This is a genomic window from Xenorhabdus sp. NBAII XenSa04 (genome assembly GCF_963866145.1).
In the GTDB taxonomy this organism is placed as follows: Bacteria; Pseudomonadota; Gammaproteobacteria; order Enterobacterales; family Enterobacteriaceae; genus Xenorhabdus; species Xenorhabdus indica.
Window position 1 is genome coordinate 1 of record NZ_CAWMEB010000406.1, and the last position, 12,882, is coordinate 12,882.

A 12,882-nucleotide genomic window follows, 5' to 3' on the forward strand; every position below is an offset into this window, starting at 1 on the left:
ACTGCTGTTCCGATCAGTGATGAAATCTACCCAATAAAATCAAGTGATATCTTGTCTCCATGCTTCGGCGGACAGCGGTTCGCCAAAATGGCTGGCTATCAGCTTGCGTGTAATATCATGTAATGGAGAGGCCAGCACTTCGGCTGTATTACCGCGCTCGACGACCTCCCCCTGATGCATGACCAATACCTGATCACTGATATGTTTCATCATACCGAGGTGTTGGGTAACATATATATAGGCAATACCATGTTTCTCCTGTAATTCCAGCATCAGATTAATAATCTGGGAACGCATAGACATATCAAGAGAAGCCAATGCTTCATCAGCAACAATAATTTGAGGTTGTAATATTAGTGCCCGTGCTAGTGCTACACGTTGCTTCTGACCTGAAGCCAGCATATGTGGGTAATAATTGGCATGATCGGGCAGCAGTCCGACTTGGCGTAATGTCTGATTGATGCGTTTTTCCCGCTCAGAAGGAGAAAGTTTTGTATTCAGGATCAAAGGCATATCCAGAATTTGACCAATCCGTTGACGGGGATTTAATGACGTACTGGGATCTTGAAAAATCATACGGATGAGCTGGCTGCGGTAACTATAGTCCCCATAAATCAGTTTATGGTTTTTAATCAAGATTTCACCTGATGTAGGTTCGATAACCCCTGACAGCATTCTGGCCAGCGTAGATTTGCCTGAGCCATTTTCCCCGATAATCGCCAGTGTTTTTCTGGGCTGCAAAGTAAAACTTACGGGCTTTACGGCATCAAGATAATGGCGACGGAAAAATCCGGTACGATAGCGGAATGTTTTCGTCAGGTTTTTAACTTCCAATAATGTCTCGACCACTTATTGTTCCTCCATGTTTAGGGGGAAATGACAGGCAAAAGTATGACTTTTGATTCCCCGCAATCGTGGCGTTTCAATACAGGTCTTTTGGGCATAAGGACAACGAGGCCCAAGACGGCATCCAATCGGCAAATGTTCCAATGATGGAATCACACCGGGTAGGGTGTTCAGGCGGCTTTTATGGGGTAGCGGGCTACCGAAGTCAGGAATCGAACGGATCAATGCCTGTGTATAAGGATGGCGAGGAGTGACCAGCAACTCATCAGGTGTAGCACTTTCCACCGTTTGACCACAATATAACACGTTGATGCGTTTTACCAATTTACTCATCATTTGCAGATCATGGCTAATTAACAAAATCGTCATGTTGTTGTTTTGATTCAGGCTCGATAGTAAACGGAATATTTGGGCCTGCGTTGTTGGTTCCATTGCATTGGTTGGTTCATCGGCAATCAGCAATCTTGGTTGATTGGCAAGTGCAATGGCAATCATCACTTTTTGACATTCTCCATCGGTTAACTCATAGGGATAAGAGTTCATAATGTCATGATGATCTTTGATACCCACCCGATGGAGCAATTCAATAGCACGGCGTTTTTTCCAGTTGAATCGTTGCCACCAGCGACCTTTAAATGTCCAGCCGGGAATAGATTGAATAAGTTGTTTACCAATACTTTCCGATGGATCGAGGCATGATTGGGGTTCTTGAAATATCATTGAAATATTGTGACCAATAACTTTACGACGCTGTTTTGGTGTCAGGCGCAATAAATCAATATCATTAAAGCGGAAACGATCTGCGGTAACTGTAAGGTTATCTTTTGTGACACCACAGATAGCTTTGGCGATTAAGCTTTTACCAGAACCTGATTCACCAGCCAGTCCAAGTATTTCACCTTCGGTTAACGAAATACTCATCCTGTCAACGGCTTTGACAGGGCCTTCTGCCGTCATGAATTCAATTGTAAGATTACGGATATCGAGTAACGGCATTATTCGACTCCTGCATTAATAGCGCGGTGCAAGCCATCACCAAGTAAGTTAACCAGCAGGACGCTGAGCATAATCGCCGCACCCGGCAACATCACTGTCCAGGGGGCAGTGTAGATTAATTCCAGCGATCCTCCGAGCATAGCTCCCCATTCAGGTGATGGCAATTGTGCACCAAGATTGAGAAAACCTAAGGCTGCAATATCAAGGATGGCAATAGAGAAAGTACGCGTTAATTCACTGACTATCACAGCAGTAATATTCGGAAAAATGGCATAACGTAGAATATGATAATTTGAAGCGCCATCCAAACGGGCAGAAATAGTATATTCTTTATCCAACTCGTCGTGTACAGCGGTGTAAACGGTTCGTACGATCCTTGGTAATAAGGCCAGCCAGATAGCAATCATCGCATGTTGCAAACTGGCTCCCACAAAAGCAACCACAATGATAGCCAATAACAGTGAGGGAATAGAAAGTAAGGTGTCAAGAATGTGGTTCAGAATTGCAGATTTCAACCCATGTGTAATGCCAGCAAGGCTGCCGATAAATAATCCGACAATGGCTGCTGCCGTAGTCACAATCAGCGCCGCACCAAAAGTAGAAGAAGTGCCAATCAATAATCGGCTGAAAATATCCCGCCCAAGATCATCTGTGCCAAGAAAAAAGGCAACATTACCGTAATGTGACCATGAAGGGGGCATTAGCTGGTCGATAAGTTGCTGATCAATCTGATATGGAGCAATATGGCTACCGAAAAGACTTAAGACAATCAAAATCAGTACGCCATAAAAACCCGTCATTGCCAGTGCGTCAGCATAGAAAAAACGCCAGATAACTTTTAGGGGCGAAGGCGTTTTCTTTTCACGGTAAAAATTATCTAAGGGCATACCATTCCTTATGTTTTAAGGGATTAGCCATCGCGCCAATAATATTTGTCAGCACGTTAACTGAAATAACTAAAGTGCCTATCACCATCACACCCGCAGAGATAGTCGAATAGTCCTGCTGACGAATGGCACTGATAAGCCAACGCCCCAATCCCGGCCAATTGAAGACTTGTTCCGTGACCATAGCTAATGTGAGCATGGTTGAGAATTGTAATCCTAGTTTAGGGATAATGGGGGGCAGGGCATTATGCAGTAAATGACGACGGATAATCGTCAGTCTCGATAAGCCACGAATGGAAGCAGATCTTATATAGTTGGATGCTGAAACCTCTTCCGCACTATTACGCATCAGGCGAATAACATCAGTCATCGGCGCAACTGACAGCGTGATAACAGGTAAGATCATATGCAGGATGACATTCATAATCATGTCATTACGATGAGGGCTTTCTGATAACCAGGCATCAATCAGTGCGGAACCTGTTACGGGTTCCATTCGGTACAGTAAATCAATCCTTCCTGATACTGGTAACCAACCTAAGTGCAGTGAAAATAAGAGAGTGAGTAGCAAAGCCAGCCAGAACCCAGGAATAGAAAAACCAAACAGTGCAAGCGTGCTGATAATTTTATCTGCCTTTTTATTTCGCCATACACCAGCAATAATCCCTAAAGGGATACCCATTAATAACGCCAGAGTGAACGAAAGCAGGCAAAGTTCAAGGGTTGCCGGGAATACATCGTACAGTTGTTCAACAATTCTCTCACCATTAATGCTGGAAATACCAAAATCCCACTGTAGCAAGCCGTGAAAATAGAACAGATAGGCATCAATCAGTGATGCACCGCTCAAAGGTCCATGAGGAGTAAAATACATCAGACTAAAGCTGATTAATGAGAGAAAAAATAACGTCACAACCAGCAATAGCAAACGACGCAGAATATAAATAATCATTTGCTTTCCTTTTCGTTTTTAGCAGGCGTAAGTTCAGTGGATATATGCTCAGTAGATATCTGTCCTGTAGATATATAGCGTTCCTGCTCTCGGTAAACTCCGGCAAAAGAGCTATTGCCAAAAGGACTCAGAACTAATCCTTTAATGTCATAGCGAAATATCTGCGATCTCATTGGATACGCTAGTGGTAATACAGGTAATTGTTGAGCAAGGATTTGTTGTGCTATATGATAACTTTTGATACGTGACGCGAGTTGCTGATCTAACAGTGCCTGGTGGATTGCCTTATCAAACGTCGGATCACACCAACGGCTCAAATTTGTTTGAGATGCGATAGCTGCACAACTGAGAAGCGGGCGGAAAAAACTATCAGGATCGTTACTGTCAGTAGACCAACCCGCTAACGTCATATCATGGGTTTTGTCCATTAATTGGTTTTCCTGAAAACGGCCTTCAACAGAGCGGATAGACATGTTAATACCGACATGCGCCAAATCTGCCTGAATCAACTCTGCCATTTTCAAAGGGCTTGGGTTATAAGACTGTGAAGTGATTGGCACCCACAATGTCAGTTCCAGCCCATTTAAACCCAATATATGGAGTATCTTGCGGGCTTCTGTCGGATTATATTCGGTGATTTCAGCACGATTATCATAAGCCCACGATGCTCTTGGTAAAATAGATGCGGCAGTTTCAGCCGTGCCATAATAGATAGCTTGCATCAACCTTTGATTATTGATGGCATACGCAATGGCCTGACGCACTTCCAGTTTATCTAATGGCGGTTTACTGGTATTGAATGCAAGATAGGCAATGTTCATCCCTGGACGTAAAGTCAGGCGCAGGTTCTGATCACTATGGAGTAAGCTCCATTGGTTAGCCGTTGGGTAGGCCAATACGTCACATTCACCAGTGAGTAATTTGGATATCCTGCCTGTACCACCCGCTCCGGTATCTACAACGAATTGTTCCATCAATGGCTTACCTTTCCAATAGTTATCATGCCGGACAAGACGGATATATTGTCCCATCTGATAATCTTCCAGCATGAATGGCCCTGTCCCGACGGGTTGCCAGTCAATTTGTTCCTCCCTGTTTATGTGATGCAGTTTCTGCCCGTATTCGGCAGATAATATAGGAGAATAATGAGTGGCTAAATGCCAGAGAAAAGAAGCATCAGGAGCATTCAGGCGGAACTCGACAGTATATTTATCGATTTTTCGGATATCCTGAACGGAATCGCCAAACTGTAAGCTATCAAAATAGGGGTAATGCCCGCCATTGACATAATGATAATAGTGCGTTTTGTCGAATAAACGGCGGAAGCTGAAGATAACATCATCAGCGTTCATCGTACGGGTCGGCGTAAACCAAGCGGTTGATTGAAAAGCAACGTTATGACGCAAGTAAAAACGGTATGTTGCGCCGTTATCCTTTACTTCCCAGCGAGAAGCTAATTCTGGCATTAAACGATAAGTTAGAGGGTCTACCCCCAGCAGACGATCATAAATCTGGGCGGCCAGAGTATCTACAGTCAGACCGCTAATAGCCATTTGGGGGTTAAAAGTATTCAGGTTACCGTTGACGCAATAAATAAAGCCATTCTGCCGCAGAGTAGCCGGAACATAAGATATACCTTCTGATATATGTCCATGAGCCACTTTGACAGTAGCTTTAGTCGTTTCTGGAATAGCTGTCTCAGCAGCCAGAGTGGATGCTGAAAACAATAATATGATCCAGTAGATCAAATAGCGCATATAAAACATCAGTTATAGAAGAAAGTCTGGCTATTGTAACTTAACTAACCCTTCTTGCTCAAAAACAACGGGTGGATCACTATAGTGAGAAAAATTCTCAATAAAAGACTTTACAATCACTATTGATAAGCATTATCATTCGCATCGTGCTGTTGAGATGTGTTTCGTGACCCCAGTCTGTTGTCTCAATATGCATGACATTGCTCACATTGCTTCCAGTATTTTTATTATTAGCCAGCTCGGGTGCTGGCTATTTTTTTATCTGTGTAACCTTCTGCATTTTTTCTTTTTTTAGCCCATAACTAACCTATCAATAACCCATAATTTTTAATCCATGACATGAATATTGATGTGATGTTTTTTGATTAATCCACGTAATTGATGGTATGTCAGGTTGAGTTTTTCAGCCGCTTTTTTCTGGCTGTATTGGCTTTCTGTTATTGCTCGTATAATCAGTCGCTTTTCACAATCGTTTTGCCATTGTCTTAAATCGAGAGGTAAATCAGGAAGAAAATAGTCACTGGCGGTGTTATGGCCAGAGGTTTTCTCTGACACCGTTTGTGCAGCAGATGACAATATTGGTGATGTTGAAAAAGGATTGATAATAACAGTAGCTAATTCATTTTGGTTATCTCCATGACGGTAGATAGAGCGCTCTATGACATTTTTCAATTCACGAACATTGCCGGGCCAATGATAATCGAGTAACTGCTGTTTGGCTTGCTCGGTAAATCCCGGAAAAAAAGGAAGGTTTAATTCCTGACACATTTGAATGGCAAAGTATTGTGCCAGTAACATAATATCTTGATGTCTTTGGCGTAATGGAGGGATGTTGATAACATCAAATGCCAGCCTATCGAGCAGGTCAGCTCTGAATTTTCCATGATCTGCCATAGCAGGTAAATCTTCATTGGTGGCACAAATCAGCCGGACATCAACTTGTAAAGCTTGACTGCCTCCCACACGTTCAAAATATCCATATTCAATAACCCTTAATAGCTTTTCTTGTACTTGCATTGGAGCAGTAGCAAGTTCGTCAAGAAACAGTGTTCCGCCATCGGCTCGTTCAAAACGCCCCAGATGCTTCGAACGGGCACCGGTAAAAGCCCCCGCTTCGTGACCAAAAAGCTCTGAATCCAGCAAATTCTCGCTGAGGGCAGCACAGTTCAGTGAAATAAATGGGCCTTGCCACCTGGGAGAAAGATAGTGCAAACGGCGGGCAATCAGCTCTTTACCTGTTCCCCGTTCTCCCAAAACCAAAACAGGTTTATTTAATTTTGCCAATTCAGAGACTTGCTCCAAGATCTCAATAAAATTGTTTGCTTCCCCTAATAGGTTATCAGTGAACTGATTCATAATTTTTTCCACTAATGGATGGTATTTTTCGCCAATTATTGGTTGATTTAACTACGAAAAAATATTGTAAGAAAAAATCAAACGGAAATTAAACGATATATTTCAATAGGATAATTTATAAATAAAAGTTGGCACATATTTTGTATTTAACTGAATGCCTTACTCTGTATCTTACTTAACAGTACACAGGCATAACATACATTCTAATGAAAGAGGTTTATGACTATGGGTATTTTTTCTCGTTTTGCTGATATCGTTAACGCTAATATCTCTTCCCTGTTGGATAAAGCAGAAGATCCACAAAAAATGATCCGCTTGATGATTCAGGAAATGGAAGATACGCTGGTGGAGATACGTTCAACATCTGCCCGTACATTGGCTGAGAAAAAGCAGCTTCTGCGCCGTATCAGCGCCGGAGAAAGTCAAATTGAAGGTTGGCAGGAAAAAGCCGTATTGGCATTGAGTAAAGACAAAGAAGATCTGGCCCGTGCTGCCTTGATTGAAAAACAAAAAGTCAGCCAATTGGTTGAAACGCTGAAAAATGAATTGTCTATTTTGGATGAAACGTTTGATCGTATCAAAGGAGAAGTTGCTGAACTGGAAAACAAATTGATAGAAGCGAGGGCAAGACAGCAGTCTTTGACTTTACGTCATCAGGCGGCGGCCTCTTCCCGTGAAGTACGTCGTCAGTTAGATAGCGGTAAAATTGATGAAGCTATGGCACGTTTCGAGCAGTTTGAGCGCAGAATTGACCATATGGAAGCAGAAGCGGAAGCTGTTGGTTTGGGGAAAAAGCAATCGCTGGAACAGCAGTTTGCAGAATTGAAAGCGGATGATGAAATCAGTGCACAACTTGCTGCACTCAAGGCTAGAATGAGTGCTAAAGATTCACAGTGATAGCAAATGTTATTCGCACTCTCATTGATAACTAAGGAAAGGTAATGGCCTATATATTTCTGGGGATCCCGCTGATCCTGTTTGTGCTCTTTGTATTACCCATCTGGTTATGGTTGCATTACAGTCACCAGAATCGCGGTAAATTAGAGAACAATGAAATTCAACGTTTGGAGCAACTGGCAGAAAACGCCCGGCGTATGCAGGAGCGGATCAAAACGCTGGAAGATATTCTTGATGCAGAACATCCAAACTGGAGACAGTCATAATGTCCAATTCTTACCGTGGAAAACTTTACCGTTTGCCAGAACAGGGAGTGATTAAAGGCGTGTGTGCTGGGTTAGCGCACTATTTTGGTATCCCGGTTGCGCTTATCCGTACTATAACAATATTGTCACTATTCTTTGGATTACTTGGCATAACAGTATTGGCTTACATTATCTTGACCTTTGTGTTAGATCCCGCACCTACGGGATATCAGGCAGAGGAAAACAGAGCACCATCAACCCGAAAAATGCTGGATGAAGTTGACTACCAATTGCGGGCAGGGGAAGAACGTTTGCGCCAAATGGAACGTTATGTGACTTCTGATACTTATAATGTGCGCAGCCGATTTCGCCAGCTTTAAGCGAGGCTGGATAGATTTTCAGGGAGGCAACTTGAATTATTGGCAGGAGCTTATAAGGTTACTGCGGTTGCAATCTCTCGCCCATTATCTCTCACCCATTGGTTGGGTGAGGGAACTCACCTATTCGGAAAATCCAAGCCATAATAAACAAGTTATGATAAAAATGGACGACATTGGAAATATCTTTATTGAAATATGGCAGGCATAAAGCATACATAATGTCATGGTGTCCAATTCAGGAGAAACATGAAACGATTGCAAAATGAACTGACGGCACTTGTTAATCGTGGAATCGATCGCCATTTACGGCTGGCAGTAACAGGATTAAGCCGTAGTGGAAAAACCGCATTTATTACTTCTTTGGTCAATCAGCTTCTGCATGTTCACAGTGGTGCCAGATTACCGCTGTTTTCAACTGTGCGTGATGGCCGTTTGTTAGGTGTAAAACGAGTACCGCAGCGGGATTTTGGTGTTCCCCGTTTCACCTATGATGAAAACATGGCTGCATTGCATAATACACCGCCTTATTGGCCAGTTCCGACGCGGGGAGTGAGTGAAATCCGCCTTGCCCTGCGTTATCGTCCAGAAGATTCTCTATTTCGTTATCTCAAAGAGACCTCCACCCTTTATCTGGAAATTGTCGATTATCCGGGAGAGTGGTTATTGGATTTACCTATGCTGGAACAGAGTTATTTGGCATGGTCATGGCAGATGAACGGATTGTTGAAAGGTGAAAGGTTAAACTGGGCTGAACCGTGGTTGGCATTATGTAAACAGTGTGACCCACTGGCACCTGCCGATGAAAATCTGTTGGCCAGAATTGCACAGGCTTATACGGATTATTTACACCAGTGTAAAACAGAGGGGCTACATTTCATTCAGCCGGGGCGTTTTATCTTACCGGGAGATTTGACGGGAGCACCAGCGCTGCAATTTTTTCCCTGGCCGGATATTGATCGAATCGGAGAACCTCAACTACTTAAGGCGGATAAAAATACCAATATTGGTATGCTGCGTGAACGGTTTACGTATTACTGCAATCACATCGTAAAAGATTTTTATAAAGAACACTTTCTTCGTTTTGATAGGCAAATTGTTTTGGTTGACTGCTTGCAGCCATTAAACAGTGGCCCCCACGCTTTTAACGATATGCGTCTGGCGCTGACACAGCTAATGCAGAGTTTTCATTATGGCAAGCGGACGCTATTTCGCCGTTTATTTTCGCCTTGCATTGACAAGTTAATGTTTGCAGCGAGCAAAGCCGATCATGTCACAGCGGATCAACATGCCAATCTTGTTTCCCTTCTCCAGCAACTTGTACAGGAAGCATGGCAGAATGCTGCATTTGAAGGGATCAGTATGGACTGTGTCGGCCTTGCGTCAGTTCAGGCAACCGAAAGTGGCATTGTGGTGCATGAGGGAGAAAAGATCCCGGCTATCAAGGGAAACCGTTTGTCAGATGACAAGTTATTGACATTTTTTCCGGGAGAAGTGCCACAACGTTTGCCTGACAATGCTTTTTGGCAAAAGCAGGGTTTCAATTTTGAATCATTCCGGCCAAGACAAGTTAATATTGATGAGCCGTTACCTCATATCCGCATGGACAGTGCGATGGAATTTTTATTAGGAGACAAGCTGACATGACGGACTCTTTGAAGACGGAACCAAAGGGATCTGGCTCCTTAAAACCAAGAATGGATTTTGATGATCTTTTATCAACATCATCAGAACCTTCGCTGAAATCCCAAAAAGAATTCAATGAGCGGGGGAACGAGTTCTATCCGGTTATGTCTGAATTGAACGCTGAAGAGCAGGAAAGTGAATTTGAAGGAGCAGTGAATGCAGCATTGAAGCCTAAGCATAGCTTGTGGAGAAAAATTTTTTCTGGCGCAGTACTGTTATTGGGTGTCAGTGTTATCGCTCAGTTTATTCAATGGATATATCAGTCATGGCAACAACAGGATTGGATTGCATTGGGTATAGCTGCCGCAGGTAGTTTGATTATCTTTGCGGGAATAGGGGGAGTAATCAGTGAATGGCGTCGTCTTTACCGTTTACGCCAGCGGACAGAAGAACGTGATATCGCCAAGACATTGTTAAAAAGTCATGGCATTAGCAGAGGGCGACAATTTTGTGAAAAACTGGCAGAACAGGCAGGTATAGGGCAACAACTTCCTGCTTTACAACGTTGGCAGGCGGCTGTGCATGAAACTCACAATGATCGTGAGATAGTCATGTTATACAGTAAGCTGGTTCAACCTGTTCTGGATGAACAGGCCAAAAAAGAGATCCGTCGTTCAGCAGCAGAATCTGCACTGATGATCGCTGTCAGTCCACTTGCTGTGGTGGATATGGCCTTCATTGCATGGCGAAATATTCGTCTTATTAACCGGATTGCGGCAATATATGGAATTGAATTGGGGTATTTCAGCCGTATTCGTTTATTTCGGCTGGTATTGTTGAATATTGCCTTTGCAGGTGCGTCAGATTTGGTCAGAGAAGTGGGAATGGATTGGTTATCGCAGGATATTGCTGCCCGGCTTTCAGCCCGTGCTGCGCAGGGTATTGGTGCGGGGTTACTTACAGCTCGTCTGGGAATTAAGGCAATGGGGCTATGCCGTCCTTTACCCTGGATTGATGACGATAAACCCAAGTTGGGAGATTTCCGTTATCAGCTGATTAACCAGATTAAAAGTACGTTGGCGGCTAAGTCCAAGAGTGAAGTTAAAAAAACAGGACTGTGACCAGTTAGAAACCATCACCAACTAGAAGCGACTGTCACTTTAATTTGACACTTTGCTTTATTGTCAACTTTAGCTGACAAGGGGCTTCATCTATTGCACAGTAACGAGTAATATTTCAGACGGTTATGAACATCGTGTAAATAAGGTCGGAATAAATGCGATTGGAAGTTACTTGTCAGGATCGAATTGGGCTGACTCGCGAGTTACTTGATTTATTGGTTTTAAGAAATATTGACCTGAAAGGAATTGAGATCTCTCCTGAACGTCGTATTTACCTTAGTTTTACTCAAATTGATTTCAATACCTTTCGCTTGCTGATGGCAGAAATCCGCCGCATTAATGGCGTGATAGATGTGAGGACAGTGGCTTTTATGCCGTCAGAAAAAGAGCACAGAGCTATGTGGACATTACTGGAGTCTGTGCCTGAGCCTATCTTGTCCATTGACATGAAAGGAAGTATCGATTTGGCTAATCTGGCATCCCAGACATTGTTTGGTATCAGTAAAGAAAAAATCAGCCAAAAAAATATCAGCCAACTTATCAGTAATTACAATTTCCTCCGTTGGTTGGAAAGCGATCATCATCAGCCTCACTCGGCAACGTTAACTATCAAAGGAAAATCTTATTTGATGGATATGACACCCATGCAACTGACTGATGAAAATCAGAAGGTTAAATGTGTGGGAGCGGTGATTATGCTACGTGTATCCGTTTATGCGGAACCTGCGCAGAAAAAATTGACAGTGAATGACGATCAGGCTTTTAAGGATCTTGTTGCTGTCAGTCCGAAGATGGTTCATGTCGTTGAACAGGCCCGTAAAATGGCTATGTTGGATCTGCCTTTGTTGCTTATTGGTGATACAGGAACAGGGAAAGATGAATTTGCCAAAGCGTGTCATCTGAGAAGTTCAAGAGGAAAACAACCTTTTCTTGGACTAAATTGTGCATCTATGCCGGATGACGTAGTAGAAAGTGAACTGTTTGGTTATGCTGCGGGTGCATATCCGAATGCACTGGAAGGTAAAAAAGGCTTTTTTGAGCAGGCGAATGGCGGCACAGTTCTGTTAGATGAAATTGGTGAAATGTCGCCACAAATGCAGATCAAATTACTCCGTTTCCTCAATGATGGAACATTTCGTCGTGTTGGAGAGGATAACGAAGTTAAAGTGAATGTCAGGATCATCTGTGCTACTCAGAAGAATTTGGTTGAGTTGGTGCAAAAAGGGGAATTCAGGGAAGATCTCTACTATCGGCTCAATGTATTAACAATCACTTTGCCACCTTTACGGGAGCGGCGGGCTGATATCATTCCATTGACGGATTATTTTGTAACCCGTTTTGCTAGAGAGCAAGGTGTAGAAAAACCCAAATTTTCACCTGATCTGGAACAATTCTTGTGTAACTATTATTGGCCCGGAAATGTGAGGCAGTTGCGTAATGCCATCTACCGGGCATTAACGCAGCTTGAAGGTAACCAATTAAGCCCACAAGATATTCAGTTACCGGAATTAGAAACAGAAACCGCCTTTATCAATGAAGATATTCTGGTTGGCTCTTTAGATGAAATCAGTAAGCGTTTTGAACGTTCTGTCTTGACCCGTCTTTATCGCCACTATCCCAGTACCCGTAAGTTGGCAAAACGACTTGGTGTTTCTCATACCGCTATTGCTAATAAACTGCGTGAATATGGATTGAGTGGAAAAAAACAGACAGTGGGATCAGATTCGAATGATGAATAATACCTGCTTGTGCAAACGACAGGTTTTTTCCGGGGGATAATGTTTTTCAGGAGATGTATCTTCGGTTGTTATTCCTGGCGCAG

At 43.1% G+C, this 12,882-nt stretch carries 12 protein-coding genes; 6 read left to right on the top strand and 6 right to left on the bottom strand.

The features are described 5' to 3' along the window. Window positions 1-39 precede the first annotated feature (39 nt). From sapF to pspF, 6 genes are all read right to left on the bottom strand, one after another. On the bottom strand, window positions 40-849 hold the full coding sequence (gene sapF, locus AAC147_RS14740; RefSeq protein ID WP_047682458.1) for a putrescine export ABC transporter ATP-binding protein SapF: 810 nt from the start codon (window positions 847-849) through the stop codon (window positions 40-42). Then, window positions 850-1,842, bottom strand: coding sequence for a putrescine export ABC transporter ATP-binding protein SapD (gene sapD, locus AAC147_RS14745; RefSeq protein ID WP_047682460.1), 993 nt, complete (start codon window positions 1,840-1,842; stop codon window positions 850-852). Beyond that, window positions 1,842-2,729 carry a putrescine export ABC transporter permease SapC gene (gene sapC, locus AAC147_RS14750; RefSeq protein ID WP_047682462.1) on the bottom strand — a complete coding sequence of 296 codons (888 nt, stop codon included), beginning with the start codon at window positions 2,727-2,729 and terminating at the stop codon, window positions 1,842-1,844. Before sapC ends, sapD begins: the two co-directional genes overlap by 1 nt. Further along, on the bottom strand, window positions 2,716-3,681 hold the full coding sequence (gene sapB, locus AAC147_RS14755) for a putrescine export ABC transporter permease SapB (protein ID WP_047682464.1): 966 nt from the start codon (window positions 3,679-3,681) through the stop codon (window positions 2,716-2,718). Before sapB ends, sapC begins: the two co-directional genes overlap by 14 nt. Continuing rightward, window positions 3,678-5,438, bottom strand: a complete 1,761-nt coding sequence (sapA, locus tag AAC147_RS14760; protein ID WP_081989045.1) for an ABC transporter substrate-binding protein SapA — start codon at window positions 5,436-5,438, stop codon at window positions 3,678-3,680. Before sapA ends, sapB begins: the two co-directional genes overlap by 4 nt. 327 nt (window positions 5,439-5,765) lie before the next feature. Then, window positions 5,766-6,794 carry a phage shock protein operon transcriptional activator gene (pspF, locus tag AAC147_RS14765; protein ID WP_047682466.1) on the bottom strand — a complete coding sequence of 343 codons (1,029 nt, stop codon included), beginning with the start codon at window positions 6,792-6,794 and terminating at the stop codon, window positions 5,766-5,768. A gap of 225 nt (window positions 6,795-7,019) precedes the next feature. Here pspF and pspA point away from each other — a divergent pair, with 225 nt between their 5' ends. The 6 genes from pspA (at window position 7,020) to tyrR (ending at window position 12,799) form a co-directional block, all read left to right on the top strand. Beyond that, window positions 7,020-7,691 carry a phage shock protein PspA gene (gene pspA / locus AAC147_RS14770; protein WP_047682468.1) on the top strand — a complete coding sequence of 224 codons (672 nt, stop codon included), beginning with the start codon at window positions 7,020-7,022 and terminating at the stop codon, window positions 7,689-7,691. Between the two features lie 44 nt (window positions 7,692-7,735). After that, window positions 7,736-7,957 carry an envelope stress response membrane protein PspB gene (pspB, locus tag AAC147_RS14775; RefSeq protein ID WP_038270282.1) on the top strand — a complete coding sequence of 74 codons (222 nt, stop codon included), beginning with the start codon at window positions 7,736-7,738 and terminating at the stop codon, window positions 7,955-7,957. Then, on the top strand, window positions 7,957-8,316 hold the full coding sequence (pspC, locus tag AAC147_RS14780; RefSeq protein WP_047682470.1) for an envelope stress response membrane protein PspC: 360 nt from the start codon (window positions 7,957-7,959) through the stop codon (window positions 8,314-8,316). The genes pspB and pspC overlap by 1 nt, the downstream gene beginning before the upstream one ends. A gap of 246 nt (window positions 8,317-8,562) precedes the next feature. Further along, window positions 8,563-9,960 carry a YcjX family protein gene (locus AAC147_RS14785; RefSeq protein ID WP_047682474.1) on the top strand — a complete coding sequence of 466 codons (1,398 nt, stop codon included), beginning with the start codon at window positions 8,563-8,565 and terminating at the stop codon, window positions 9,958-9,960. Continuing rightward, a complete protein-coding gene (locus AAC147_RS14790; protein WP_052189570.1) occupies window positions 9,957-11,060 on the top strand; it encodes a YcjF family protein in 1,104 nt (367 codons plus the stop codon). The genes AAC147_RS14785 and AAC147_RS14790 overlap by 4 nt, the downstream gene beginning before the upstream one ends. A gap of 155 nt (window positions 11,061-11,215) precedes the next feature. Further along, the gene (gene tyrR / locus AAC147_RS14795; protein ID WP_047682476.1) at window positions 11,216-12,799 is read left to right on the top strand and encodes a transcriptional regulator TyrR; all 1,584 of its coding nucleotides are present in this window, start codon (window positions 11,216-11,218) and stop codon (window positions 12,797-12,799) included. The last annotated feature ends 83 nt before the right edge of the window (window positions 12,800-12,882 follow it).